The 23,721-nt window shown below is 63.7% G+C and carries 27 protein-coding genes; 15 read left to right on the top strand and 12 right to left on the bottom strand.

Annotated features, from left to right (window positions below; translation table 11 throughout):
• Positions 1 to 278 precede the first annotated feature (278 nt).
• From FNA46_RS18590 to FNA46_RS18580, 3 genes are all read left to right on the top strand, one after another.
• Positions 279 to 1,118: a metallophosphoesterase gene (locus tag FNA46_RS18590; protein WP_143126702.1), complete on the top strand. Its 840-nt coding sequence runs from the start codon at positions 279 to 281 to the stop codon at positions 1,116 to 1,118.
• Between the two features lie 189 nt (positions 1,119 to 1,307).
• Positions 1,308 to 1,751, top strand: a complete 444-nt coding sequence (locus FNA46_RS18585; protein ID WP_143126701.1) for a c-type cytochrome — start codon at positions 1,308 to 1,310, stop codon at positions 1,749 to 1,751.
• A gap of 85 nt (positions 1,752 to 1,836) precedes the next feature.
• Positions 1,837 to 2,751 carry a cytochrome c gene (locus FNA46_RS18580; protein ID WP_143126700.1) on the top strand — a complete coding sequence of 305 codons (915 nt, stop codon included), beginning with the start codon at positions 1,837 to 1,839 and terminating at the stop codon, positions 2,749 to 2,751.
• Positions 2,752 to 2,825: 74 nt separating this feature from the next.
• Here FNA46_RS18580 and FNA46_RS18575 read toward each other — a convergent pair whose 3' ends face one another.
• From FNA46_RS18575 to FNA46_RS18565, 3 genes are all read right to left on the bottom strand, one after another.
• Positions 2,826 to 3,389 carry a type 1 glutamine amidotransferase family protein gene (locus tag FNA46_RS18575; RefSeq protein ID WP_143126699.1) on the bottom strand — a complete coding sequence of 188 codons (564 nt, stop codon included), beginning with the start codon at positions 3,387 to 3,389 and terminating at the stop codon, positions 2,826 to 2,828.
• Positions 3,390 to 3,485: 96 nt separating this feature from the next.
• Positions 3,486 to 3,974 (bottom strand): GNAT family N-acetyltransferase, encoded by a 489-nt coding sequence (locus FNA46_RS18570; protein WP_425468782.1) that lies wholly within the window; start codon positions 3,972 to 3,974, stop codon positions 3,486 to 3,488.
• A 317-nt stretch (positions 3,975 to 4,291) separates the two neighbouring features.
• A complete protein-coding gene (locus tag FNA46_RS18565; RefSeq protein WP_143126697.1) occupies positions 4,292 to 4,705 on the bottom strand; it encodes a MerR family transcriptional regulator in 414 nt (137 codons plus the stop codon).
• Positions 4,706 to 5,084: 379 nt separating this feature from the next.
• Here FNA46_RS18565 and dmeR point away from each other — a divergent pair, with 379 nt between their 5' ends.
• The 3 genes from dmeR (at position 5,085) to FNA46_RS18550 (ending at position 6,974) form a co-directional block, all read left to right on the top strand.
• Positions 5,085 to 5,357: a Ni(II)/Co(II)-sensing transcriptional repressor DmeR gene (gene dmeR, locus FNA46_RS18560; RefSeq protein ID WP_143126696.1), complete on the top strand. Its 273-nt coding sequence runs from the start codon at positions 5,085 to 5,087 to the stop codon at positions 5,355 to 5,357.
• Positions 5,358 to 5,434: 77 nt separating this feature from the next.
• The gene (gene dmeF, locus FNA46_RS18555) at positions 5,435 to 6,520 is read left to right on the top strand and encodes a CDF family Co(II)/Ni(II) efflux transporter DmeF (protein ID WP_246103198.1); all 1,086 of its coding nucleotides are present in this window, start codon (positions 5,435 to 5,437) and stop codon (positions 6,518 to 6,520) included.
• 103 nt (positions 6,521 to 6,623) lie between these two features.
• A complete protein-coding gene (locus FNA46_RS18550) occupies positions 6,624 to 6,974 on the top strand; it encodes a hypothetical protein (RefSeq protein ID WP_143126695.1) in 351 nt (116 codons plus the stop codon).
• An 82-nt stretch (positions 6,975 to 7,056) separates the two neighbouring features.
• Here the strand turns inward: FNA46_RS18550 and FNA46_RS18545 are convergent, their stop codons facing one another.
• The 5 genes from FNA46_RS18545 to FNA46_RS18530 all read right to left on the bottom strand — a co-directional run bounded on the left by FNA46_RS18545 (position 7,057) and on the right by FNA46_RS18530 (position 12,163).
• Positions 7,057 to 7,344, bottom strand: a complete 288-nt coding sequence (locus FNA46_RS18545) for a hypothetical protein (protein ID WP_143126694.1) — start codon at positions 7,342 to 7,344, stop codon at positions 7,057 to 7,059.
• Between the two features lie 208 nt (positions 7,345 to 7,552).
• On the bottom strand, positions 7,553 to 9,184 hold the full coding sequence (locus FNA46_RS18540; RefSeq protein WP_143126693.1) for a GGDEF domain-containing protein: 1,632 nt from the start codon (positions 9,182 to 9,184) through the stop codon (positions 7,553 to 7,555).
• 415 nt (positions 9,185 to 9,599) lie between these two features.
• A complete protein-coding gene (locus FNA46_RS18535) occupies positions 9,600 to 11,705 on the bottom strand; it encodes a S9 family peptidase (protein WP_143126692.1) in 2,106 nt (701 codons plus the stop codon).
• A gap of 69 nt (positions 11,706 to 11,774) precedes the next feature.
• Positions 11,775 to 11,897, bottom strand: a complete 123-nt coding sequence (locus FNA46_RS26580) for a hypothetical protein (RefSeq protein ID WP_280177819.1) — start codon at positions 11,895 to 11,897, stop codon at positions 11,775 to 11,777.
• Positions 11,894 to 12,163, bottom strand: a complete 270-nt coding sequence (locus tag FNA46_RS18530) for a hypothetical protein (RefSeq protein WP_143126691.1) — start codon at positions 12,161 to 12,163, stop codon at positions 11,894 to 11,896. Before FNA46_RS18530 ends, FNA46_RS26580 begins: the two co-directional genes overlap by 4 nt.
• Positions 12,164 to 12,303: 140 nt before the next feature.
• Here FNA46_RS18530 and FNA46_RS18525 point away from each other — a divergent pair, with 140 nt between their 5' ends.
• On the top strand, positions 12,304 to 12,699 hold the full coding sequence (locus tag FNA46_RS18525) for a DUF930 domain-containing protein (RefSeq protein ID WP_143126690.1): 396 nt from the start codon (positions 12,304 to 12,306) through the stop codon (positions 12,697 to 12,699).
• Positions 12,700 to 12,721: 22 nt separating this feature from the next.
• Here FNA46_RS18525 and FNA46_RS18520 read toward each other — a convergent pair whose 3' ends face one another.
• Both FNA46_RS18520 and FNA46_RS18515 read right to left on the bottom strand, forming a co-directional pair.
• Positions 12,722 to 13,831: an AI-2E family transporter gene (locus FNA46_RS18520; RefSeq protein ID WP_425468783.1), complete on the bottom strand. Its 1,110-nt coding sequence runs from the start codon at positions 13,829 to 13,831 to the stop codon at positions 12,722 to 12,724.
• 158 nt (positions 13,832 to 13,989) lie between these two features.
• On the bottom strand, positions 13,990 to 14,862 hold the full coding sequence (locus FNA46_RS18515; RefSeq protein ID WP_143126688.1) for a VOC family protein: 873 nt from the start codon (positions 14,860 to 14,862) through the stop codon (positions 13,990 to 13,992).
• A gap of 192 nt (positions 14,863 to 15,054) precedes the next feature.
• Between FNA46_RS18515 and FNA46_RS18510 the strand changes: the two genes are divergently transcribed.
• From FNA46_RS18510 to FNA46_RS18490, 5 genes are all read left to right on the top strand, one after another.
• A complete protein-coding gene (locus tag FNA46_RS18510; RefSeq protein WP_143126687.1) occupies positions 15,055 to 15,465 on the top strand; it encodes a universal stress protein in 411 nt (136 codons plus the stop codon).
• 14 nt (positions 15,466 to 15,479) lie between these two features.
• A complete protein-coding gene (locus FNA46_RS18505; RefSeq protein ID WP_143126686.1) occupies positions 15,480 to 15,800 on the top strand; it encodes a TraR/DksA family transcriptional regulator in 321 nt (106 codons plus the stop codon).
• A 129-nt stretch (positions 15,801 to 15,929) separates the two neighbouring features.
• Positions 15,930 to 16,598, top strand: coding sequence for a PAQR family membrane homeostasis protein TrhA (gene trhA / locus FNA46_RS18500; protein ID WP_143126685.1), 669 nt, complete (start codon positions 15,930 to 15,932; stop codon positions 16,596 to 16,598).
• A 164-nt stretch (positions 16,599 to 16,762) separates the two neighbouring features.
• The gene (locus FNA46_RS18495; protein WP_143126707.1) at positions 16,763 to 17,275 is read left to right on the top strand and encodes a GNAT family N-acetyltransferase; all 513 of its coding nucleotides are present in this window, start codon (positions 16,763 to 16,765) and stop codon (positions 17,273 to 17,275) included.
• 426 nt (positions 17,276 to 17,701) lie between these two features.
• Complete coding sequence (locus FNA46_RS18490) at positions 17,702 to 18,697, top strand: hypothetical protein (protein WP_143126684.1); 996 nt, start codon at positions 17,702 to 17,704, stop codon at positions 18,695 to 18,697.
• Positions 18,698 to 18,815: 118 nt separating this feature from the next.
• Here FNA46_RS18490 and FNA46_RS18485 read toward each other — a convergent pair whose 3' ends face one another.
• Positions 18,816 to 19,712 (bottom strand): DMT family transporter, encoded by an 897-nt coding sequence (locus FNA46_RS18485; protein WP_143126683.1) that lies wholly within the window; start codon positions 19,710 to 19,712, stop codon positions 18,816 to 18,818.
• Between the two features lie 244 nt (positions 19,713 to 19,956).
• Positions 19,957 to 20,361, bottom strand: a complete 405-nt coding sequence (gene msrB, locus FNA46_RS18480) for a peptide-methionine (R)-S-oxide reductase MsrB (RefSeq protein WP_143126682.1) — start codon at positions 20,359 to 20,361, stop codon at positions 19,957 to 19,959.
• 189 nt (positions 20,362 to 20,550) lie between these two features.
• Here msrB and FNA46_RS18475 point away from each other — a divergent pair, with 189 nt between their 5' ends.
• The 3 genes from FNA46_RS18475 to FNA46_RS18465 are packed head-to-tail and all read left to right on the top strand — an operon-like array spanning position 20,551 to position 23,716.
• Complete coding sequence (locus tag FNA46_RS18475; RefSeq protein ID WP_143126681.1) at positions 20,551 to 22,923, top strand: putative monovalent cation/H+ antiporter subunit A; 2,373 nt, start codon at positions 20,551 to 20,553, stop codon at positions 22,921 to 22,923.
• Complete coding sequence (locus FNA46_RS18470; RefSeq protein WP_143126680.1) at positions 22,920 to 23,339, top strand: Na+/H+ antiporter subunit B; 420 nt, start codon at positions 22,920 to 22,922, stop codon at positions 23,337 to 23,339. Before FNA46_RS18475 ends, FNA46_RS18470 begins: the two co-directional genes overlap by 4 nt.
• Positions 23,339 to 23,716 (top strand): Na+/H+ antiporter subunit C, encoded by a 378-nt coding sequence (locus tag FNA46_RS18465; protein ID WP_143126679.1) that lies wholly within the window; start codon positions 23,339 to 23,341, stop codon positions 23,714 to 23,716. Before FNA46_RS18470 ends, FNA46_RS18465 begins: the two co-directional genes overlap by 1 nt.
• Positions 23,717 to 23,721 lie beyond the last annotated feature (5 nt).

Below are 23,721 nucleotides of genomic sequence, written 5' to 3'. Positions count from 1 at the left end.
GCAAAGCCTCTGGCATCACCGCCCCTGGGTGATGCCAGAGGCTTTGCACATTGGCGGCCAGCAGATCGGCGGCGTCGCTGCGCAGCACGGGGCGAAGATCGATCGCCTCTGCGGCGGGAAGGGGTTGCGTCATCTCTTTCATGGGGCGTCTCCGATCAGGGCACGGCGGTTAAGCCGCAGGGGCGGCGCGGTCAATGGGCAAAGGCACGCGCCACCTGCGAGGTCTCTTGCAGGGTTCCTGTCACAACCGTGTCACGCCAGACCGCTAATGCGACCGCATGCCAAACCAGCCGCTTCTCCGCTTCGGTCTCATTGCCGATCCCCAATATGCCGATCTCGATCCGAACCCCGTGCTCGACCGCCATTTCCGGGCCAGTCTCGGCAAGCTCGCCGAGGCGATCGGGACCTTCGAGGGCGAGGATCTTTCCTTCATCATGACGCTCGGCGATCTCATCGATCGCGAAGCAGAGCATTTCGAGGCGCCGCTTGCCATCTACCGGCGCTCGCGCCACGAATGCCTGTTTTTGCCCGGCAATCATGATTTCCTGGTGGATGCCGAACACCTCGGCCGGGTTCACATGCGGCTCGGCATGCCGGCGCCCTATTACAGCTTCGTGCGCAACGGCATCCGCTTGGTGGTGATTGACGGCTGCGAGGAAAGCCTGTTTGCCACCGTCCCCGGCTCGCCGGCCCATCAGGCGGCCACGGCCCGGCTGGAGGCATTGAAGGCGAGGGGCGCCGTCAATGCCATGGACTGGAATGCCGGCATTTCAGAGCGCCAGTTCGCCTGGATCGCCGGCCAGCTGGAGGCGGCGCGCGCGCTTGGCCAGCGGGTGATCGCCATGGGCCATTTCCCGCTTTATCCCCACAGCGACCATGCGCTTTGGGATGCCGAGGCGCTGGCCGATCTCTTTTCGTCCCAGCCGCACGTGATTGCCTATCTCTGTGGCCATTATCATGCCGGCGGCGTTTCACGGGCCGGACACTGCTGGTTCCTCAATCTGAAGGGCATGGTGGATACGGCGCAGCAGAACGCCTTTTCGACGATCGCGCTTTATGAGGATCGCCTCGAGGTGACCGGCTTCGGCCGCGAGGAAAGCCGCGTCCTGACGCGTTGAGCGGTCTTCGCCGGTGCCACCCCTGTCGCGGCCATGCCTGGCATGACCCAGGGCACGTTGCTTCCGTTTGCCAATCACATCTGTGTGTCTCTGCTTAAACGTCATGTAAATCAAATGCATGCCATGCCATCATGATGCGTCGCAGGAATGCCGGGGTGGGTCCGGCACCGACAGAAGGGGAGACCATCCATGAAATTCAAACTGGTGACGACAGGCATTCTGGCGCTCTGTCTTGGTGTTGGCGCCGTCTATGCCGCGGACGCGCCGCAGGTGGTCCGTCAGGGGCTGATGAAGAAGATCGGCGGCTCCATGGGTGCTCTCGGTGCGATTGCCAAGGGCCAGAAGCCCTATGACGCCGCCACCGTGAAGACCTCGCTCTCCACGATTGCCGAATCCGCCAAGGATTTCCCCAACCACTTCCCGGCCGGTTCCGAAACCGGCAACGATACGGAAGCTGCCCCGGCCATCTGGCAGAACACGGCAGATTTCAAGGCCAAGGCCGAAAAGCTCTCCTCGGATGCGCAGACCATTCTCGCGTCCATGCCGACGGATCAGGCCGGTGTCGGCCAGGCCGTGCAGACGCTGGGCGCGGAATGCGGCGTCTGCCACCAGGCCTATCGCCTGAAGCGCTGAGACGCCTGCGAGCGGATGCACCGCTGCCGGGCCTGCCCCGGCGGCGGCTTTTTCTATTTTCTGACCTGACCGAAGGGGGAAGGGCATGGCCTCGATCTGGAGCAAATTGGCGCTTGCCGGCTTGGCGGCCGCCGTGGTTGGTGCCGGTGTCGCCTATGCGCTGACAAGGCCCGATCCGCATCCGGCCTCCTATTGGACGGGCCTTGCCGGGCCGGATCTTGCGCATGGCGAACAGCTGTTCTGGGCGGGCGGCTGCGCCAGCTGCCATGCGGCCAAGGGCGCCGAAGGCGAGGACCTGAAGGTGCTGTCCGGCGGTCGCGCGCTGCCCACGGCATTCGGCACCTTCCACGTGCCGAACATCTCCTCCGATCCGAAGGCCGGCATCGGCGGCTGGACGCTCGCGCAATTTGGTGATGCGATGACGCGGGGCGTCGGGCCTTCGGGCGAACATCTCTATCCGTCCTTTCCCTACGGCTCCTATGCCCGCATGACGCGCGAGGACGTCAACGACCTCTTCGGCTATCTGAAAAGCCTGCCGGCAAGCGCCAATGTGGCGCCGGCCCATGAACTGAACTTCCCCTTCAACCTGCGCATCGCCGTGGGCGGCTGGAAGCTCATCTATTTCTCGGATGCGCCGCGCATCGAACTGGGCAATGCCAGCGCGGACGTGAAGCGCGGGCAGTATCTGGTGGAAGGCCCCGGCCATTGCGGCGAATGCCACACACCGCGCAATGTTCTCGGCGGTTTCCAGGCCGGCCAGTGGCTGGCCGGCGGTCCGAACCCGGAAGGCGAAGGCCGCATTCCCGACATCACCCCCGGGTCGCAAACGATCGGCAAATGGAGCCAGGATGAGATCGTTGCCTATCTCGAAACAGGCTTCACGCCTGATTTCGACAGTGTCGGCGGTTCCATGGTCGAGGTGCAGAAGAATATCGCCCACCTGCCGAAGAGCGATCTGCAGGCGATTGCCGCCTATCTGAAGGCCGTGCCGGCGCGTTGAGCGCGGCCTTCGTCGTGGTCTCTGCCCGTGGCAGATGTCTCGTGATGCATGGCAGGCCAGAGCGGCCGGCCCTGTCAGAATTCACGCCCAAAGCCTGCCATCTCCGCTTCCGCCTCCGGCGTCCACAGGTCCAGCGCCTTCAGGATCTCCACCGTAAACGTGAAGGGCGCGGTGCCGGGGGCCGTCACGACGCCATCCTCGGACACTGCCCGTGGCTGGTCGCGGTAAAGCGCGCTTCCGGCATAGCCCGGCACCGCCTGGTGGGCTAAAAGCGCATTGCCTGTATGGGCAACGTCGTTCAGGATCCCGGTGCCGGCGAGCGCGCTCGCGGCAGCGCAGATGCCGGCGACCAGCTTCCGTCGGTTGCGAAACGCGTGGACGAGCGGGGCGAGATCGGGTGCGGTGCCTTTCTCCCAACTCATGCCGCCCGGGATTACCAGCGCCTCGAAGCGTTCGGGATCGAGCCCGGCATAGGCGCAATCCGGCATCACCCGCAACCCGCCCATGGAGGTGACCAAAGCGCCGTCCGGCGAGGCGAATACGATTTCGACGTCGAGAAAGCTGCGGGCGACGGCGGTCAGAAGCGCGATCTCCCAATCGGCGTAATCGGGCGTCAGGGCAATGGCGATGCGGGTCATACCTGGTTCTCCCATGCGTCATGGCTTTTTGCGTCCGGGGCACGGTCGCCCCGGTCTCTGCTGGCGGAGGCGGGACTTGTCCCGCATCCCTGCCGGTCAGGCCAGCGGCTGCAGGAAGCGCATGCCGGTGACGGGGCGGGCGGTGAAGTCCATCTGCTCGTAGAAACGGTGGGCGGCGAAATTGCCTGTGGCGGCGGAGACCGAGAGGAAGTCACAGCCCTGGGCGCGGGCACAGTCGCGGGCGCGCGCCACCAGATGCTGGCCGATGCCGTGGCCGCGATGGCCGTCGCGCACGAAGAGATGGTGCAGGTCCATGCCGCGCTTGCCCTCCTGCGCCCTGTAGAGCGGCACCAGAATGGCGTAACCCATCAGGCCCTCACCGCCGTCGGCCACCAGCGCCTGGATCCATGGCATGGGGCCGAACAGATCGCGCTCCAGCTTTTCCGGCGTCATGGCGGACGCATCGCCGTGATGGGCGGCAAGCAGGGCGATCATCTCGTTGAGTTCCGGCAGGTCGCGCGGTTTGGCCACGCGGATATTCACCACGGCCGGGCGGAGAAGGGAGATTTCGGTATCTTCGGGCATTTGCGGCATCCTCTGGTTTTCTCGTGCCGTCAGGTGCCGTCTTCTAACAACAAAGCCGCCTGACGGCGGCTTGTTGACATTGTGATCTGTCGAGCCGCCCGTTACCGGTAGGCCCAAAAATACGTAGCAGCAATGGGTGCGCATTCGATCATCATTCCTCATGCATGCGCCCGATTTCTCCAGGTGTCAAGGGGTGTATGACCTGCGGGACTGAGGCTGGTATCATTGGCTTGCGCCAACAAGGCGGCCTCCTCGAGGCCAGGCTGCCGCGACTACGAGGCGCTTTATCGGGGCGATGTGGCGGACGAATAGCCGCTTCAATGCTCGTGTTCACACAATCCGTGGTCGGAGAGCGCCCGGATCACATAGCAATCCTCCACAGTGTGGCCGCCGCAATGGGAGACGATGCGTTCCAGTTCCGCCTCCAGCCGCTTCAGCTGTTCGATCTTCTGGCGCACCTCGGTCAGATGCGCGCCGGCAATCCGGTCGGCTCCTTCGCAGGGCGCGTCCGGATGCTGGCTGAGGGCCAGAAGTTCACGGATGCGGTCGATCTCGAAACCGAGATCGCGGGCATGGCGGATGAAGGTCAGCCGCTCCACGTCGCCGCGCCCATAGCGGCGCTGGTTGCCCTCCGAGCGTTCGGACGGCGTCATCAGGCCCATCTGTTCGTAGTAACGGATGGTCGGCACCTTCACGCCGGTGCGACGGGACACTTCGCCGATCGAAAACATTCCTGCCGCCTTCCTCGCATCACCGCTGCCGAAACGCCTGGCGCGCCGCGCCAGACCTTTAGTCTCTGGAGATTTCAAACTGGGTGATCCGCTGCCGGATTGCAAGGCCGCGTGACACGGTGAGGCGACGGGCATGGCACGGAAAAGGCGGGCGGGCGACCCGTGGGGAAGGGGACAGGCCGTGGCCCGGCGGAGCCCGTCATGCCTCTTCGCCGGCTGCTGTTCTCTCCGATACCCGTCAACAGGCGTCGTGTGGCCGGCCTTGTTTCTCCGGAACTTTTTCGCACATCGCCCCGGCTTTATGGCGCCGCCGCCAGGCATCTTGCCTTCGATCCCGATTCAGAATAGGGTAGGGGGGTATAGTATTGGAGAGTGCGCCATGTCTCACACCATCCGCGATGGCGAAAAGCTGCTGGCCCGCGTGCGCCGCCTGAAGGGACAGATGGACGCGGTGGAGCGGGCGCTGGTGGCCGAAAAGCCCTGTGGCGAGGTGCTGCAACTGCTCGCATCCATTCGCGGTGCGCTGTCCGGCCTTACCGGCGAGGTGATGGAGGCGCATCTGCATGAACATGTGGTGCATGCCGAGAGCGAAGCGGAGCGCGCGGCGGCCGCCGAGGAACTGGCAGCGGTGCTGCGCACCTATATCCGCTGACCCCGCCAGATGCGCGAAAGGTGCCCTCGCATCGATCGCGATCTGCACACCATCCTGATTCAATTGGGAGAAACCCGATGACCACGCATGTCCATGGCAACCCTGACGCCGCTGCCTCCCCGATGGGGCACGAGCATGTCTTTCTCGGCCGGCATCATGATCGCAATGCGCGCAAGGTGGGCTTCGTCATCGCGCTGACGGCGGCGATGATGATCGGAGAGATCGTGGCCGGCAGCCTGTTCGGCTCCATGGCGCTGCTTGCCGATGGGTGGCATATGTCCACCCATGCCGGCGCCATGCTGATTGCGGCGGTTGCCTACTGGTATGCACGGCGCGAGGCCAGAAACGGCCGCTTCACCTTCGGCACGGGCAAGCTCGGTGATCTCGCCGGCTTTGCCAGCGCCATTGTTCTGGCGCTGATCGCGCTGCTGATTGCTGTCGAAAGCCTGATGCGGCTGGCTGAACCGGTGCCGATTGCCTTCGGGGATGCGATCTTCGTCGCCCTTCTCGGCCTCGGCGTCAATCTCGTCAGCGCCTGGCTGCTGCGCGACGAGCCGCACCATCACGGCCATGATCACCACCATGAGCACGGACATTCTCATCGCACCGGCCGCCATGTCGCGCATGATCATCCGCATCACGGGCATCCCGAGGCCGGCCACCACGATCATGATCATCACCATGAGCATCATGGGCATGCGGCTCACACGGCGCACCGTGGCAGCCACCATGGCCATGCGGGCGACAACAATCTGCGCGCCGCCTATGTGCATGTGCTGGCCGATGCCCTGACCTCGGTTCTGGCGATCCTGGCCCTGCTGCTCGGCCGCGCCTATGGCTGGATCTGGCTTGATCCTGTGATGGGCATCGTCGGCGGGCTGGTGATTGCCCGCTGGTCCTGGGCGCTGATCCGGGACACCGCGCGCGTGCTGCTTGATGTGGTGCCGGAGGAGGGGCGACTGGCAGAGGAGATCCGCAAGCGTCTTTCTACGTCGGAAGGGCAGGTCACGGACCTGCATGTCTGGCAGGTCGGTCCCGGCCACCACGCCGCCATCGTGGCGCTGTCGGCATCCGAACCACTGGAGCCGGCGGCCTACAAGGACCGGCTGAAGGATCTCGACACGCTTTCGCATGTCACGGTGGAGGTGAGCCGGGCGGCGTGAGGCGGCGCGCAAGGAACTGAAAGCAAAATTATTGATTGCAAAAAATACAAAAGCACGCAATGATTGCTTTCTGGGCGGTTCATTCCAGAATTGGAGACATCTGATGAACCGGTATATTTTCTCACTCCTTGGCGCATTTTGCCTGGCTCTCACAACGATCGTTGTGCCTGCGCATGCTCAATATGTGCAGACATTCAACAATAATCCGACCCGCAACGCGTGCGCGCAAAACGTAACGGTCAACTTCCAGGATGGGACGAACACCGTTCTGCAGCCCAATGCGGCTGCCGTGACGCTGAATGGCGCGGTGACCAGTGCGACATACATGAATGTCGTTATCCCGGCGACGGACAATACCAGTTTCAACAATGGCTATCGCTGCGTCTACAGGAGTTGCCAGGTCACTGGACAACAGGGAAGCCTGGCGATCGACTGCTATTCGCCAACCAACTGAGGGCACAGGCTGACCCTCACGTTGACCTCCGACGTGGGCCTGGAACAAGGTCGCCGGGGAGGAGTGTGCCGCCCCGGCGCCGTCAGAATTCGGAATATACGTCCTCGATGTGTTCGACAGTACCCGGCTGTTGCGACCGGTTGACGGCCGTGCCGTCCTTGCCCGGGCCGCTGGCGCTGCGGGCATTTTCCACCGCCCACAGGGCGTTGGCAAGGGAAGAGGACAGCAGGGTGCTGCTGCCCGTCAGCGCAGACGCTGAGCGCTGCGGCTGATCTATCTCACGCTGTTCGGCCGCCGGCTCGGTGCGGCGTTCGATGTTGTAGGAACGCCCCGAATAGCCGTAGCCGCTCAGCCCGCTCTGGATCTGCATGGCTGTCTGTCCGTGCTGGTTATCGTTAAGAAAGTGTTAATCTATCAAGCTTGCGCGAAGCTTGCGGCTTTTCGCAAATGCGAAAAAGGAGGCATTGACAGTCGCGGGCTTGTGCGGGGTGGCTGACTGATTTGCAGGCATTATGCCCGGTTTGCGCGCAAGGATGACCGTTTTGCCGCGAATGGCTCCGGAAACGCCATGGTCATTTTCAGGCGAGCGAGGCGATTCCCTTGCGGGCCGTGCCGCTGGCCGACGGGCAGGGTGCCGGACGCGACTCACCGGCAATGCGGCAGCAGTCGCGGCCCGCGGCCTTTGCGCCATACAGCGCCTGGTCGGCGGCTTTCACGGCGGCTTCCAGGCTTGCGCCGGAGGCCGGGCAGAGGAAGATGCCGGCCGAGAAGGTGAGGCCTGGATGCGTAAGGCCCGGGATCTGGATGTCCTGCAGAACCGCGCGCCAGCGTTCGCAGCACGCCAGAATCTCAGTCCGGCTGGTGCTGTCGAGATGGATCAGGAATTCCTCGCCGCCCCAGCGGAACAGGCTGTCCCCTGGCCCGAGCGCTGCCAGCAGCGTGGCGGCGAAGGCCTTCAGGACCTCATCGCCGACCTGATGGCCGAAACGATCGTTGAAGCTCTTGAAGTGGTCGATGTCGAGGATGGCCAGGGCCGACACGCCGCCGCTCGTCTGCTTGGCCAGAAGGTCGGGCAGAATGTTCTGGGCGTGGCGGCGGTTGTAGAGCCCGGTCAGGTGGTCGCGCAGCGCTTCCTCGCGCAGCATCTCCTGGAGGCGCAGATTGTCCCGCAGCCGTGCTTCCAAATCGCGCGAGAGGCTGGCGAGCCGGTTCTGGTCGGCCTTGCGCAGCGAGATGTCTCGCATCACGATCATGCGTCCGCCGGCGCGGCCCCAGGGTTTCAGCGAATGGGTGGAAACTTCGTAGGCATTGCCATTGCCGGTCAGCGTGAGTTCATGCCGTTCGCCGTCGCCATGCGCGGTGCGGGCCAGCAGGGCCGAAAGCTCGGCGGGTTCGCGCAACAGCGCCCCGATCGGATGGGCCGGCAGGCCGGGCAGGGTGGCGGCCGCCGGGTTCAGTTCCAGAATGCGTCCGCTTTCATCGAGAATGATGACGGGATCGGGCAGGATTGCGAAAATGGCCTCACGGCCGATCGGCGGCACCACGAACAGCCGTCCCAGGAATTGCGCACCCAGCATGAAGGCGCCGGCCCCGACGAACACGAAGGGCGTCGGATCGTCGTTGAACAGCATGAAACCATATTGCGTGTACGCGACATTGGCGACCCATGGCACCAGGGCCGCAATCAGCAGCGAGAGGATCTGCCAGCGGTGGATGCTGCGGTGGCGGATGGTCAGTACCGTGCCGGTGATGCAGGCCACCGTCATGGTGGAATAGGCAATGCCGAGCGCTGCCCAATAGGCCCAGCCATGGCGAAACAGCATGGCTTCGGCATCCAGCAGCTCCAGATACATCGCATGGTGCCAGGAATCGGTCAGCGCGATGATGCCGAAGAACGCGGAGACAAGGCCGATCACCACTATCTGTCCCAACGTTTCCGGCTGGCGACCGCGCGCATAGGTCACGAAGCTCAGCGACCAGTACAGCGGCGTGCCCATGATGCCGAACCAGGCGAGTTTGGTGGCCACCAGCTGCTGTTCGAAATCGGTCACGCTGTGGCGATAGAGCACGCAGCTCGTCCACCACAGCGACATCAGCACGGACAGCGCAAACGCATATCGACCCGGCGCATTGGGCGCGCGCAGGGTGCCGATGATGATGATCACTGCCAGAACGATCGTCGCTCCCAGCAGCCAGACTGACGTCTCCAAATGCCTTACCCCGCCCCGTTTGGGTAATTGTAGCGAATCGGTACGAATTCACAACAAGCATGGCGCGGATTGTTGATCACGAACCGAAAGACAACAGTCTTTGATCGGAAAAATCCCGCCTTGCGAGGACAGTATGTAGCAATTTCGGGCATACACCAGCGTCACGCCAAAGCTGCGCCCGCAGATATATCTTGAAGACGGTTTCTTTCTGTTGTTGCGCAGGTGCGAATACAGGACCGTCTCCGGTAGAGACCGCCGTGTTTATTTGCACGCAGGGCTGGTCCTGTGCCGGTTGCGCGAGATGGGTTGCCCCAGGCAGGACAGCCGCAGACGCCCCCCAAGCCCTGTCTGCCGCAGGCGGGAAAACAAGACAATCGCGGGCGCGGGCGGAGAGGGCCGCCCGCGCCCGGAACGTTCACGTCCGGCCTGCGACCTTGATCGCAAAGGCATATTCGAAGGCAATTTCCTCCAGCCGCTGGAAACGTCCGGACTTTCCGCCGTGGCCGGCAGCCATGTTGGTCTTCAGCAGGAAGGGGCCTGCCGCCGGGGCCCGTTCGCGCAGCCGGGCGATCCACTTGGTCGGCTCCCAATAGGTGACGCGCGGGTCGGTGAGGCCGGAAATGGCCAGCAGTGGCGGGTAGGGCCTCTCTGCCACGTTGTCGTAGGGAGAATAGGCGGCAATCCAGCGATATTCCTCGTCCGATTCGATCGGATTACCCCATTCCGGCCATTCCGGCGGCGTCAGCGGCAGCGTGTCGTCCAGCATGGTGGTCAGCACATCGACGAACGGAACTGCGGCGATGATGCCGGCGAATTTTTCCGGCGCCATATTGGCGACGGCGCCCATCAGCATACCGCCGGCCGAGCCGCCCTCGGCGATGATCTTGTCATAGGACGTAAAACCTTCTGCCACCAGATGGTCGGCGGCGGCGATGAAATCGCGGAAGGTGTTTTCCTTGTGCTCCATCTTGCCGTTCTCGTACCAGGCAAAGCCCTTGTCCTTGCCGCCGCGGATATGGGCGATGGCATAGACGAAGCCGCGATCGGCAAGCGACAGCGTGTTGGTCGAGAAGGAGGCGGGAATGGTGATGCCATAAGCGCCGTAGCCGTAGAGCAGGCAGGGCGCCGAGCCGTCGAGCGGGGTGTCCTTGCGATAGAGCAGCGAAACCGGCACCCGTTCGCCATCGGGGGCGGGGGCCATCACGCGTCGCGTCACATAATCGTCCGGGTTATGGCCGGAGGGAACCTCCTGCGTCTTCAACAGCACCCGTTCGCGCGTTGTCATGTTGTAGTCGAACAGCTGCGAGGGCGTCGTCATCGAGGAATAGGAGAAGCGGATCACATCCGTCTCGTATTCGGCCGCGCCCTGCAGGCCGAGCGAATAGGCCTCCTCGTCAAAGGCGATTGCATGTTCCTCACCGCTTGCGCGGTCCATGATGACGATCCGCGGCAGCCCCTCGCGACGCTCCAGCCAGACGAGATGGCGGGCATAGGCCATGTGGGAGAGGATCAGACGGCCCGGCTCATGCGGCACCACCTCCACCCAGTTCTCCTTGCCCGGCGCATCAAAGGGCGCCGCCATGATCTTGAAATCCTTGGCGCCGCCGTCATTGGTGAGGATGTAGAAGATGTCACCGCCTTCGGTCATGGAATATTCCACGCCCTCTTCGCGCGCCGCCACCAGAGCGGGTGCGGCCGTCAGGTCCGTCGTCGAGAGGAGGCGGTATTCGGATGTCTCGTGGTCGTGGATGTCGATATAGATCACATCATCCAGCAGCGAACCGCCGACGCCCATGAAGAAACCCGGATCTGTTTCCTCATAGACCAGCCGATCGGCCGATTGCGGCTCTCCGAGGATATGGTGGAAGACTTTCGACGGGCGGTGGTTCTCGTCCTGCAAGGTATAGAAGAAGCTCTTGCCGTCGGGGGCCCAGACGCCGCCACCAGCGGTATTCTCGATGACATCGGGCAGGTCCTCGCCAGTGGCGAGATTGCGCACGCGCAGGGTGAAGTATTCGGATCCCTTGTCGTCATAGCCCCAGATGCCGAGCGAATGATCGCTGCAGTGGTCGATGCCGGAAAGACGGAAGTAATCCTTGCCTTCGGCCTCGCGGTCACCGTTGAGAAGCACCTGCTGTTCGCCGCCGTCGCGGGACGTGCGAAAATAATGCGCCTGTTCGCCGCCGGTCACATAGAGCGTGCCATAGGCGAAGGGACCATCCTTCATCGGCACGGACGAATCGTCCTCCTTGATGCGGCCCTTCATTTCGGCAAACAGCGTCTTCTGCAGATCCGTGGTGTCGCCAAGGGCCGCTTCCATATAGGCGTTTTCTGCCTCCAGATGGGCGCGGATTTCGGCATCGAGAAGCGAGGGATCCTTGAACATGGCCTGCCAGTTGTCGGCGCGCAGCCAGGCATAGTCGTCCGTGCGGGTAATGCCGTGGCGGGTATCGGTGACCGGCCGTTTCTCGGCCTTGGGCGGGGTGGGGAGGTTCTGGAAAAGGGCCTTGGAACGGTGCACGCAAAAACTCCGGCGTCGACTGGAAGGTCTGCCAGAGATAGGCGCCGCTCAGGCCAAGAGCAAGAAGGCCTACTTCTTCTTCGAGCGCTGGCCCGGCAGAACGCCATCACGCCAGCTCTGCCAATAGACAAAGCCGATCGCCATGGCGATCCCGATCACCGGCATCGAAAGCATGAGGATGTGCTCTATCATTGGCTTAATCCCTTCAGGATCGTGCTGCCTACCCAATGTAAGGTGATCCCCAGGGCAAAGCAAGCAAGCGGCACAAGCACCAGCCAGATCGGATGGATTTGCGCGTCGATGTCGCCGTAGAGGGTGCGAATGGGCGGCGTGATCACCCCGATCAGCATCACGCCGATGCCAATCCCGTTCAAGAAGGTGGCGCGCAGCTTGATCTGCTCCTTGCGGGCGTCCGAAAGAGGCCGCATGCTTTGCCCGTCCGGGTCTGCCTCCGCCATGCGCCCTCCCGTGCCGGCTGGTTTGTCGCCGTTCGGGATTGTTGATCACATTTTGCGCGATTCGTCTTCCGGTAGGTGGTCATTCCGGCACACCTTCCCTAGGTTTCGCTGCGTCCCCCCATGAAACGGAAATGAGACGCATGATACGATCCACTTCCCTTGCCGCGGTGCTGCTGGCCGTCGTGCCGGCCTTGCCCGCCCAGGCGATCGACAATCGCATAGTGCGACAGCTTGATGCCCTGACCCCCGAGGAAAGACGCGAACAGCGTTGCGATATCGAGGCGATGAACCGCATCGCGCGTGAATCGGAGGGGTTCCGGCCCGACAAGGTGATTGCCTATACCTTTGGCGACACCGTGGAGAAGGGCGACCTGATCCGCGCGCCGGGTGCCGTCTTCCGCAGCCGGGGCGACTGGTATCGCCTGCGCTACAAGTGCCAGACGGCCAATGACGGGCTGGAGGTCAAATCCTTCGACTACAAGGTCGGCTCCAAGGTTCCGCGTGAACAGTGGGAACAGTATTACCTCTACGACTGAGGTCTGCGGTGCCGCAGCTGCCTCAATCGGGCAGTTGCGGCATCGTCTTGCGGTCCGGGAACAGTTCCTGGGCGATCGTCATGACGATCAGCGACAGCGGCAGCGCCAGCATGGCGCCGACAGCCCCCCACATCCAGGTCCAGAACAGGATGGCGAGGAAGACCACGAAGGGGTTGATCTCCCACTGCCGGCCCATCACGGCCGGAAAGGCGAGGTTCTCCATCACCAGATGCACCAGGAAGAACACGGTGGCCGGCAGCAGCGCTACCAGCAGCGCATCATGGGTCATGATGCCGGCAATGGCGACCGACAGCGTCATCACGGTGATGCCGAGGAAGGGAATGAAGCTCGAGAGAAAGGCAAAGATGCCCCACAGGATCGGCATCGACAGCCCGCCGGCATAGGCAATCAGCGTCATCACCACGCCAAGGCCCATGTACATCACGCTGGCGGTTGCAAAGTAATAGCCCAGCACCTCCTCGATCGCATTGGAGATGCGGATCGCGAGCAGTCGCTGGCGTCGCGTCGGAAAGGCCATGATGATGGTGCGGCGCAGCCGGATGCGCCCGTAGAGGAAGAGCAGCAGTGCCGCAAAGAAGATCAGCCCCTGCACGATCGCCGGCGTCAGGCTGCCGGAGACGATGCTGAGGATGTTGCCGCTGTTTTCGATCAGCTTTTCCATCGACATCGGGCCGGTCTCGAAGGTGGCCGGGGTGATGTTGAGCCAGTGATGCCGTTCCAGGAACGGCGTGATGCGGGCAATCGCGCCTTCCAGCACGCGCGGCCCGTCCTGCAGCAGCGTTGCCAAGGGTTCGGCCAGCGCGTTGATCATCAGGAAGATCGTTGCCATCACCAGCGTGGAGAGAATGAGGGCGGTGCCGAAGCGGGGAATGCCGACCTCTCCCATGCGCTCGGCCGCCATGCCGAGGATCATGCCGATGACGATCGCAAGGGTGACCGGCTTGAGGATCAGCGAGAGGTGATGCACCACGGCAAAGCCGATGATCAGGAAAATGCCGATTACCGCCCAGGCTTTCGCCACCTCCAGCGCCTCGCGTCCGAGCGGCATGAATTCGGTGGCGTCGGCGCGGTACACGGCGATCTCGTCCTGCCGCGCCGCCTCCTGTTCCATCACGCGCCGCCTCATGCTGCCATTGTGCCTGCCGTGGCGGGTCGAAGTCGTAGCCATGTCCGGGGTCCCTCTTGCGCCGCCATAACGCGCGAGAGTTGCGCCGGTTCCGGACTGCCCGCCGGACGGACCAGAAAGGCCGTGGCCTCAGGCGGAGAGCGTCAGGCCGAGAGCGTAAGGCCGATGCCCCAGGGATCCTTCAGCGACCAGCCGCCGGCGCCGCGGGTGGCGGCAATCTCCAGCCGCTCCAGGCTGGCAAGCGCGCGCTTGAGTTCGGCCGGGTCGTTGAACTTCAGCGTGTAGTTGGCAAGGCCCGTCATGCCGGTGCTGCGCGTGCCGGCGCCGCGGCTGTTCCAGATGTTGGCCGCCACATGGTGGTGATAGCCACCGGTCGCAAAGAAGCTCGCGCCCGGATAGCGCGCCATGATCTTGAGGCCCAGAACATCGCGATAGAAGCTGTCTGCTTCCGGAATGTTGCCGACCTGCAGGTGGATATGGCCGATTGCCGTTCCATCCTCCATGCCGCCCCAGGCACCCTTCGGCGCGCTGTCATAGAGCGCCTGCAGGTCCAGCCGGTCGGTCGCCATCTGCACCGTGCCATCGGCAAGATAGGTCCATTCCATCGGCGTGCGGTCGCGGTAGATCTCGATGCCGTTGCCCTCGGGGTCGGAGAGATAGATCGCCTCGCTGACCAGATGGTCGGAGGCGCCGTCGAGACGCACGCCGGCATGGGCGGCATGGGCCAGCCAGGCGCCAAGCGCGCGGCGGTTCGGCACCAGGAAGGCGGTGTGGAACAGGCCTGCCGCCGTGCGCGGGGCGCGTGCCACCGTCCTGTCCGTCGACAGCGTCAGCAGCGGCACGCCGGAGACGCCGAGCACCTGGCCGCTCGCCGATCCCTCGATCGGCGTCAGCCCGATGATGTCGCGGTAGAAGCCTGAGACGCGGTCGAGATCCTCGACGACCAGATGCGCGGTATCCACGTGGGCGGGGCGCGTCAGCGCGAAGGAGGGGGCAGGGGCGCTCGTATCGGTCATGACGGTTGGCTTTCCGGGGCAGGAGGTCTGAACCGGATATAGGCGTGCGCGCGCGTTCAATATAGATGTCGATCCGACGAAACTTCGTTCGATAAAAGAAGACGATGGTGTCCGGCCGATTTGACCTTGCTCAAGGCACACCACCCCTTGCGGGTGGAAACTGCCTGCATTCAAACGATCCGGGAGACCAACATGTACAGATCCATCGTCGTTGCCGTGGACATGGCCCAGCTCGAAAGAGGCGAGCGCATCCTTGAAAAGGCTGCCACCCTGCTGGATGCCGGCGGCAAGATCACCATCGTCAACGTGGTGGAGGAGCTGCCGGGCTATCTGGCGATCGATGTCCCGACGGATCTGGTGGCGCAGGCGCGCACGGATGCCAGCCAGAAGCTTGCGGCGCTGCGCGACCGGTTCGGCATCGACGCGGCCATCGAGATCCGCCAGGGCGGTCCGGCGCATGAAATTCTGGCTGCGGCGGAGGCCAACCGGGCGGATCTCATCGTGCTGGCCTCGCATGTCCCCGACTTCTCGAACTACTTCATCGGCGCCACCGCCGACCGCGTGGTGCGCCACGCCAAGTGCTCGGTGCTGGTGGATCGCTGAGCGGGAGACAGGACATGGAGACCGATCACTACCGGCGCGTTCTGGAAACGCGCCGCGCCGAACTGGACCGAAGGCTCACGAAGATCGAGCACGACCTCGACCAGCCCGGCAATCCCGATGACGACGACCGCGCCATCGAGCGCAATAATGACGAGGTGCTGGAGGGGCTGGGCGAGGCCGGCCAGAAGGAACTGGCGGCGATCGAGGCAGCGCTGGGGCGAATCGAGGCCGGCACCTTCGGCCGCTGCGCCCGCTGCGGCGAACCGATTTCCGACGCGCGTCTGGCGGCCGTGCCACACGCTGCCCTGTGCAGCGACTGCATGAGCGAGGCGTGATGCGGCGGCCGCCGCATCACTGTCAAAAAGTCTTAACGGAACACAATGCAATGTGATGATGGAGCGGGCTTCGGCCCGTTGCGTTTTCACCCCGGACCTGCATTTTGCACGAGACGGAGGATGCATTGCATGAGCGACCTGTTCCGCTTCGGCCGAACCTATGACTTTCACGAGATCGTCGCCGATGGCGTGGTGCACGGCATCGGTATCGTGTTTGCGCTGATCGGCGTGACCGCGCTGATCTTCTATGCCACTGTCTGGTCCAGCTATGGTCAGCTTGCCGCCGCCTGGACCTATGGTCTCGGCCTTGTCCTGTGCCTCTCGGTCTCTTTCACCTACAATATCTGGCCGCATTCGCGCACCAAATGGCTGCTGCGCCGCTTTGATCATTCGGCGATCTTCGTGCTGATCGCCGCCACCTATACGCCCTTCCTGCAGCGTGGCGCCTCCGATCCGCTTGTGCTGTCGATGCTGATCTTTGTCTGGAGCATGGCGTTGATCGGCATCACCGTGAAATGCGTCTTTCCCGGCCGCTACGACCGGTTGGCCATCCTGCTCTATCTCGGCATGGGCTGGAGCGGCGTCGTCGTGGTGCCGCACCTTTCCGAACTCCTGCCGCCGATCACGCTCTGGCTGATCGTCATCGGCGGGGTGATCTATTCGCTCGGCGTGATCTTTCACGTGTGGGAGCGGCTGCGCTTCCAGAACGCCATCTGGCATGCCTTCGTGGTGGCCGCCGCCGCCGTGCATTATTCGGCGGTGCTGACCTGTTTCAGCCTGACGTCGCCCGGCGCCTGACCCGTTCCCGCATCCTCCGCTGCCGGCGTATCGCGGCGCATTGCCTTGACGCGGCGCCTGGGCATCAGGCGCTGCCCGAAAACATCCGGGCTGTGAAGCGTCCATCTGGACCGGCGCATGGGTCGTCTGTTATGTGAAACGATAAGTACACTATAATGGAAAGTATGAGGGCCGGTGTGATCATTCGGGATGCGGGCGAGGCCGATCTGGCGGCTGTCATGGAGATTTACAACGATTCCGTCGCCAACACGACGGCGATCTGGAACGAAACGCAGGTCGATCTGGACAATCGTCGTCAGTGGTTTGGTGCGCGCCAGGCGCGCGGCTTTCCGGTGCTGGTGGCAGAGGTTGACGGTCGCGTCGCCGGCTATGCCTCTTATGGCGACTGGCGCGCGTTCGAAGGGTTCCGCCATACGGTGGAGCATTCTGTCTATGTGCATCGTGACCACAGGGGCGCCGGCATCGGCGCTGCGCTGATGCGCGCGCTCGTCGAACGAGCCGTGGCGGGCAATGTCCATGTCATGGTGGCCTGCATCGAGGCCGGCAATGCCGCCTCCATACGCCTGCACGAGGGGCTTGGCTTTCGCCTTGTCGGCATCCACCGCGAGGTTGGCATGAAATTCGGCCGCTGGCTGGATCTTGCCTGCATGGAACTGCAGGTGTCGCGACCCCTGTGAGGGGACGTGTCCCCGCGACGCAAAGTGCGCCCTGACCGGCCCTTGCCGTGCCAGTCAATGTCCCCGGATCGGCACCCCGAGATGTGTGAAACGGTCGGGTGTGATTTCTCTTCATCCTCTCTTGCCTATAATTTTTACGAATCATAATCATAAAAACGCGTCATGGTCGGTTGTCGGCGACGGCTTTCCGCCGCTCAAAAACTGCGGCGGGCAAGCCGGTTTGCGGCAGCCCTCCGCCCTGACCCAATGGGCGTTGCTTGCAACGGACTGTCGCGCGACTGATGCAGCACAACCGGTCTTGACAGGCGGACGGCAGCGCTCTTGAATTTTTCACAACCGGCGGTCGGCTCATCGTGTCTGCGGTGAATGTCGATCCCGTCGGAATGGCGTTGCGAGGCCGCTCTGCCATTTCCCGCCCGAGGACACATGAGAGAGCTGATTGTTCATATCGGCGCCAGCAAATGCGCCAGCAGTACGGTGCAGGGGTTCCTGTCGCTCAATCCGGTGATGGCTGCGGGGGGCCGCACCTATGTCTATGCCTGTCTCGATAACAACGGGGCGGTGCTGCATGGGGAGGAACTGGCGGAGGCGGGCAGGCATTCCGTGTTCGGCTATGCCGCCAGCTATGTCGCCTTCGACTGGGTCGAGCAGCTTGGCCAGGGGTTGAGGCAGATTGCCGACATTTTCGATGGCGATGAGAGCGTTATCATCAGCAATGAAGGGTTTTGGAACCTCGGGATCGATCCGTCCTCTGCGACGATCTTTGATGACCTCGGCGTGCCGGTTCGCGTCTTCATGCTCACCCGTCCGCCCGTAGACTGGGCCAATGCCGGCTGGTGGCAATGGGGCTGCTGGGAATATGAGACGGTCGGCGACTGGTGTGACTCGATCGGCTTTGTCGATTACAAGGCCGGACTGGATCAGTGGAAACAGCTGCGCAGGCTGAAGCAGGCCTATGTCGCCGATATCTCGCAGGGCCCCATTCCCTGTCTTCTCGACTTCCTGGACATCACATCGGGCGATTTCGTTTACCCCGAGGACCTGAATGTCGCGTCCAGCGCTGAGGTTCTGCGGCTGCTGCTCGGGAACCGGGAGATGTTCGGACGCCGCACGCACGAGCCCGAGGTCGAGTTCAGGCTGAACGCTCTGCTGAACTATAAGGGACCAAAGCCGCCATTCGCGCTGTCGGAAGCGATGGTGCGCCGTCTGGTCGCGGGAGGCCGCGACAGCCACCGGCAGCTTCTGGACGACATGCACTGGCTGCGTCCGGAGACGAAGCAGGCGGTCTGCGAGGCCTATCTCAGTACCCGGCCCTATGTTGGGCGGTGCAGTGATTTCGATACACAAACCTTCGTGTCGCAAGGGTTCAGCGACAGCTTTGTGGCTCTGCTCGGGCAGCGCCTGCTGGATGGCCGACCGTGAGCTTTCCGACCCGGTTGCCAATGGCTGGCGCGCCGCCAGGACGCGCCGCGCCATGGCGTGGTGGCCCACCATCCGGCATGCGGCGCACCACCCTGGCCCCGCGTCCTGACAAGCGCACCTAGGCTTCTGCCCGGCGGCCGGGCAGCGTCATGGCGATCACGCCGACCATCACGAAGGCAAGACCGATCCAGCTGCTGAGCGACAGCCGCTCGCCGAGAAAGATGGCGCCGATTGCGACGCCGATCGGCACGCGCAGATAGGCCTGCGAGGTGGTGGCGACCGAACCCAGCGTGTGCACCAGCCGGAAATAGATGACGAAGGCGAGGGAGGTGGAGAAGGCCGAGAGCGCGAGCAGCGCCACAAGCGAAGAGGGCGAGGGACTGAGCGTCCAGGGATGGTCGATGACGAGGCTGGCGGGCAGCAGCAGCGCTGCCCCGCAGATCAGCGAGCCGGCCGCCGGCATCATCGGGTCGAGACCCTTGAAATTCTTGCCGTAGATCGCGGCGCAGGCGTAGCAGACGGTGGCGGTGACCACGGCAAGCTGCGCCAGCACATCACGCCCCAGGCCGTTCAGCGCACCGACCCCGATGATCAGGCTCGCTCCGGTCAGGCCGGCAACGACACCCGCCAGCTTGCGGCTGGAAACCGCCTCGTGGCGGGTCACGAAGGCGGTGATCAGAAAGGTCACCACCGGCGTCAGCGAATTGAGAATGACGGCAAGCCCCGCATCCACGCTCTGCTCCGCCCAGGCGATCAGCGTGAAGGGTACTGCGCTGTTGAGGCAGGCCTGCACAAGGAAACGCCCCCAGACGGCGCGATCCTTCGGCAGGCAAAGCCCGCGCAGCCGCAGGATCGCGACAAGCAGGGCCCCGGCAATCAGGGTCCGCGCCGCAATCAGCGTCACCGGCGGGATCGTCTCGATCCCCACCTTGATGAAGGTATAGGCCGATCCCCAGCAGGTGGCGAGGAGCAGAAGAAGAAGGAGTTCGCGGGCGAGACTTGTCTTTTCGGGCATCGGGGTGTCGATTCCTGTGGCTGTCGCCGGCACCCTATCGCCCATTCGTGTCCGGATGTTTCGGCGAAGGTCGAACTATGGTGTCCCCAACAGTCTGTGTGTGCGGGCGGCCGGGATGCCGCCGTCAGGCCGGGATTCCGGTCGCTCCGTTGCCGTGCCGGCCCTTCGCCGCAAGCGTGTCCGGTATCCGCCGGCCGGCCTCAACCGCGCGCCCCCGTGCCCGTCGCTCAGCGATCCCGCTCGCTCAAAGGGCCTCGAACACCATGGCATGGCCGTTGATGCAGTAGCGCAGGCCGGTCGGCGGCGGGCCGTCGGGGAAGACATGGCCGAGATGACCGTTGCACGTCGCGCAGCGGATTTCGGTGCGCACCATGCCGTGCGAGGTGTCGCGCAGTTCCACAACCGCATCCGGCTTGACGGGCGCGAAATAGCTCGGCCAGCCGCAACCGGAATCGAACTTGGTGTCGGAGACAAACAGCGGCTCGTCACAGCCGGCGCAGCGATAGAGACCCTTCTCCTTGCTGTTCCAGTAGGGGCCGGTGAATGCCCGCTCGGTGCCGCTCTGGCGCAGGATGCGATATTGCTCCGCCGTCAGCTGCTCGCGCCATTCGGCCTCCGTCTTCTCGATCTTCAGCTTGCTGTCTTGCATGGCGTTCCTCGCAGGTTTCCGGTTTCTGTCACCTCAGATAGGTGTTCACGACGCGCTCATAAAGAACGGAGCTGCGTCGAATTCTGTCTAAAAACATTGAGGCAGCGGTGAGCATGCCTTAAGTAAGCTGGCACCTCTCGGCCGGCGCCGGAGACCTTGTCCAAGAATCCGACGCATCGGCGGGAGGAAATGATCGCTCAACTGACCCTGGTCTGCCTGTTTCTGCCTTTCGTTGCGGCTTTGGCGGCACCCGTTCTGACACGTCATCTCGGCCACCGGGCCGCCTGGTTGCTGTGTCTTGCGCCCGCGCTCTCCTTTCTTTTCTTCACCGGTTTCCTGCCGGAGGTGTCGGCGGGGGAAGTGGTGACGGGCGGTTATGCCTGGGCGCCCAGTTTCAACCTGTCCTTCTCCTGGTTCCTCGATGGCCTGTCGCTCACTTTCGCGCTGCTGATCACCGGCATCGGCACGCTGATCGTGCTCTATGCCGGCGGCTACATGAAAGGTCATCCGCAGCAGGGCCGCTTCTTTTCCTTCATCCTGCTGTTCATGGGCGCCATGCTGGGCCTTGTGGTGTCCGACAGCTTCCTGATGCTGTTCGTCTACTGGGAGCTGACCTCGATCACCTCCTTCCTGCTGATCGGTTTCGATCACCAGCGCGCAGCCGCGAGGCGGGCTGCCCTGCAGGCGCTCGTCATCACCGGTGGCGGCGGTCTGCTGTTGCTGGCGGGCCTGATCTTCCTGTGGAATGTCAGCGGCGTCACGCAGCTGTCGTTGCTGGTGCATTTCGGCGAGGGCGTGCGCGAAAGTCCTTTCTACCTGGCGACGCTGTTGCTCATCCTGGGCGGCTGCTTCACCAAGTCTGCCCAGTTTCCCTTCCATGCCTGGCTGCCCAATGCCATGGAGGCGCCGACCCCGGTCTCCGCCTACCTGCATTCGGCCACCATGGTGAAGGCCGGCGTCTATCTGCTGATGCGGCTCAACCCGGTGCTGGGGGGAACGGCCGCCTGGGAAATCCTGCTGCCATTCGCCGGCGGCATCACGTTGATCGCCGGCACCTTTCTCGGCCTGCGCCAGAGCGATCTCAAGCTGATGCTTGCCTATACCACCATGGCCTCGCTCGGCCTTCTGGTGATGCTGACGGGGTTCGATACGCCGCATGCCGTCACGGCCGCCGTGCTCTATCTGGTGGCGCATTCGCTGTTCAAGGGCGCGCTGTTCATGGTGGCCGGCATCATCGACCACGAGGCCGGCACCCGCGATGTGACGCGGCTCGGCGGCCTTGCCAAGGCGATGCCGGTCACCTTTGCCGCAGCGCTGCTTGCGGCGCTCTCCATGGGCGGCCTGCCGCTGTTCTTCGGCTTCCTCGCCAAGGAGGAGATCTATTATGCGCTGGCCGGCGGCAATCCGCGTGCCCTGCTGTTTTGCGGGGTGGCCATTCTCGGCAATGCGCTGATGTTCGCGCTCGCCTTTGCCGTGGGGCTGAAACCCTTTGTCGGCAGACCGGTCGAAACGCCGAAGCCTGCGCATGAAAGGCCGCTGCTGCTCTGGCTGGGGCCGGTGGCGCTTGCCGCACTCGGCCTTTTGGCCGGCCTGTTCTCACCCGTTGCCCACCGTTTCATCTCCTCGCCCATGGCAAGCGCGGTGCAGGGGGAACCGGTCACCGTCACCATTTCCACCGTTCCGCATCTCGGGGTGCCGCTGCTGCTTTCGCTTTTGACGGTGGCGCTCGGCCTTCTTGTTTACGGGCAGATCGACCGGCTGCGCGGCCTGATGCAGCAGGTGGTGGAGGCGATCGGTCCGGGCCCGGATCGCGGCTTCGATGCGGCGCTTGCCGGCCTTGTGCGCCTCTCGGTGCGCATCACCCGCCTGATCCAGCCGGGCCGGCTCGACCTCTACATGACGGCCACCTTCCTGATCCTGGCGGCGACGCTGCTGGCGCCTCCCTTCGTCTATGGCGAATGGCCGGCCATGCCGCGGATGCCCTCCGGCGTGCCGATCCACGAATGGGCCTTCTTCGCCATTGCGCTTCTGGGGCTCGTCGCGGTGCTGCGGGCACAAAACCGGCTGACGGCCATTGTCTCGCTCGGCATCCAGGGGTTTGCGGTGGCGGTGATCTTCCTGCTGTTCGGCGCGCCGGATCTGTCGTTCACCCAGTTCATGGTGGAAACGCTTTCGGTGGTCATTCTGGCGCTGGCCATCACCAGGCTCAGCCTGACGCCCTCCGACCGCCGCCCGCTCGGCCAGATGCTGATGGATGGAACGATTGCGGTGGCCTGCGGCCTCGGCTTCACGCTGCTGCTGCTGAAAACCACGGAAGGCGTTTTCGATGCGCGCCTGACGGAGTTCTTCAACGCCTATTCCAAGGTGATTGCCCACGGCGCCAATGTCGTGAACGTCATCATCGTCGATTTCCGCGGCACGGATACGCTGGGCGAAATCGCGGTGGTGATGGTCACGGGGCTCGCCATCCTGGCGCTGATCCGCATCCGGGCCGGCGGGCCGCAGCGCCCGGCCGATAACGATCCGTATGCGGCCGAGCCGCAGGCGGGAGAGCGCCCATGAACACGCTGATCTTCCGCACCGTCGCGCCCTTCCTCACCGCGCTGATGCTGCTGTTTTCCATCTTCATTCTGCTGCGCGGCCATAACGAGCCGGGCGGCGGCTTCATTGGCGGGCTGATCGCCGTCTCGGCGCTTGCCATCTACGGCATTGCCTATGGCGTGGCGGCGGTGCGCCGGGCGATCCGCTTCCATCCGCTGTCGATCGCCGGCTTCGGCCTCATGCTCTCCACGCTGTCCGGCCTTCTCTCGGTCTTCGCGGGCGTTCCCTTCATGACGGGCCTGTGGATCGCGCCGCGCCTTTTTGGGGTGGAGGTGCCGCTCTCCACCGTCATGAGCTTCGATATCGGCGTCTATCTGGTGGTGGTCGGCGCCATCACCTCCATTGCGCTGGCGCTGGAAGAAAAGGAGAGCGACTGATGGAAGCGCTGCTTGCGGTGCTGGTCGGCGCCTTCTTCGCGACCGCCGTCTATCTGATGCTGTCCAGGCACTCCGTGCGGATGCTGCTTGGTATCGCCATTCTCGGCAATGCCGTGAACCTTCTGATCTTCACCGGCGGACGGCTGACGCGGGAAGTGCCGCCGATCATCGGGGCGGGGCTCGACGCGTTGCCGGAGGGGGCGGCCAATCCGCTGCCGCAGGCCCTGATCCTGACGGCCATCGTCATCTCGTTTTCCTTCTTCGCCTTCCTGCTGGTGCTGACCTACCGCGCCTATCAGGACCTCGGCACGGACGATACGGACGAGATGCGGCTGGCCGAGCCGAAGGATGATCCCATGCCGCCGCTCGGCTATTGAGGAGG

It is taken from the genome of Affinirhizobium straminoryzae (genome assembly GCF_007004135.1).
In the GTDB taxonomy this organism is placed as follows: Bacteria; Pseudomonadota; Alphaproteobacteria; order Rhizobiales; family Rhizobiaceae; genus Neorhizobium; species Neorhizobium straminoryzae.
Note: the sequence above shows the minus strand (reverse complement) of the source record. Positions and strands in the feature narration are given on the sequence as shown.

What these genes read in the sequence shown, in the direction of transcription:
- dmeF (WP_246103198.1), top strand. Translation starts at nt 5,435, where the DNA reads ATGACCACGCATGTCCATGGCAACCCTGACGCCGCTGCCTCCCCGATG.
- FNA46_RS18590 (WP_143126702.1), top strand. Translation starts at nt 279, where the DNA reads ATGCCAAACCAGCCGCTTCTCCGCTTCGGTCTCATTGCCGATCCCCAA.
- FNA46_RS26580 (WP_280177819.1), bottom strand. Translation starts at nt 11,897, where the DNA reads ATGATAGAGCACATCCTCATGCTTTCGATGCCGGTGATCGGGATCGCC.
- trhA (WP_143126685.1), top strand. Translation starts at nt 15,930, where the DNA reads ATGAGCGACCTGTTCCGCTTCGGCCGAACCTATGACTTTCACGAGATC.
- FNA46_RS18465 (WP_143126679.1), top strand. Translation starts at nt 23,339, where the DNA reads ATGGAAGCGCTGCTTGCGGTGCTGGTCGGCGCCTTCTTCGCGACCGCC.
- FNA46_RS18525 (WP_143126690.1), top strand. Translation starts at nt 12,304, where the DNA reads ATGATACGATCCACTTCCCTTGCCGCGGTGCTGCTGGCCGTCGTGCCG.
- FNA46_RS18565 (WP_143126697.1), bottom strand. Translation starts at nt 4,705, where the DNA reads ATGTTTTCGATCGGCGAAGTGTCCCGTCGCACCGGCGTGAAGGTGCCG.
- dmeR (WP_143126696.1), top strand. Translation starts at nt 5,085, where the DNA reads ATGTCTCACACCATCCGCGATGGCGAAAAGCTGCTGGCCCGCGTGCGC.
- FNA46_RS18530 (WP_143126691.1), bottom strand. Translation starts at nt 12,163, where the DNA reads ATGGCGGAGGCAGACCCGGACGGGCAAAGCATGCGGCCTCTTTCGGAC.
- FNA46_RS18505 (WP_143126686.1), top strand. Translation starts at nt 15,480, where the DNA reads ATGGAGACCGATCACTACCGGCGCGTTCTGGAAACGCGCCGCGCCGAA.
- FNA46_RS18475 (WP_143126681.1), top strand. Translation starts at nt 20,551, where the DNA reads ATGATCGCTCAACTGACCCTGGTCTGCCTGTTTCTGCCTTTCGTTGCG.
- FNA46_RS18580 (WP_143126700.1), top strand. Translation starts at nt 1,837, where the DNA reads ATGGCCTCGATCTGGAGCAAATTGGCGCTTGCCGGCTTGGCGGCCGCC.
- FNA46_RS18585 (WP_143126701.1), top strand. Translation starts at nt 1,308, where the DNA reads ATGAAATTCAAACTGGTGACGACAGGCATTCTGGCGCTCTGTCTTGGT.
- FNA46_RS18510 (WP_143126687.1), top strand. Translation starts at nt 15,055, where the DNA reads ATGTACAGATCCATCGTCGTTGCCGTGGACATGGCCCAGCTCGAAAGA.
- FNA46_RS18550 (WP_143126695.1), top strand. Translation starts at nt 6,624, where the DNA reads ATGAACCGGTATATTTTCTCACTCCTTGGCGCATTTTGCCTGGCTCTC.
- FNA46_RS18490 (WP_143126684.1), top strand. Translation starts at nt 17,702, where the DNA reads ATGAGAGAGCTGATTGTTCATATCGGCGCCAGCAAATGCGCCAGCAGT.
- FNA46_RS18520 (WP_425468783.1), bottom strand. Translation starts at nt 13,831, where the DNA reads ATGGAACAGGAGGCGGCGCGGCAGGACGAGATCGCCGTGTACCGCGCC.
- FNA46_RS18575 (WP_143126699.1), bottom strand. Translation starts at nt 3,389, where the DNA reads ATGACCCGCATCGCCATTGCCCTGACGCCCGATTACGCCGATTGGGAG.
- msrB (WP_143126682.1), bottom strand. Translation starts at nt 20,361, where the DNA reads ATGCAAGACAGCAAGCTGAAGATCGAGAAGACGGAGGCCGAATGGCGC.
- FNA46_RS18470 (WP_143126680.1), top strand. Translation starts at nt 22,920, where the DNA reads ATGAACACGCTGATCTTCCGCACCGTCGCGCCCTTCCTCACCGCGCTG.
- FNA46_RS18545 (WP_143126694.1), bottom strand. Translation starts at nt 7,344, where the DNA reads ATGCAGATCCAGAGCGGGCTGAGCGGCTACGGCTATTCGGGGCGTTCC.
- FNA46_RS18495 (WP_143126707.1), top strand. Translation starts at nt 16,763, where the DNA reads ATGAGGGCCGGTGTGATCATTCGGGATGCGGGCGAGGCCGATCTGGCG.
- FNA46_RS18570 (WP_425468782.1), bottom strand. Translation starts at nt 3,974, where the DNA reads ATGCCCGAAGATACCGAAATCTCCCTTCTCCGCCCGGCCGTGGTGAAT.
- FNA46_RS18485 (WP_143126683.1), bottom strand. Translation starts at nt 19,712, where the DNA reads ATGCCCGAAAAGACAAGTCTCGCCCGCGAACTCCTTCTTCTTCTGCTC.
- FNA46_RS18515 (WP_143126688.1), bottom strand. Translation starts at nt 14,862, where the DNA reads ATGACCGATACGAGCGCCCCTGCCCCCTCCTTCGCGCTGACGCGCCCC.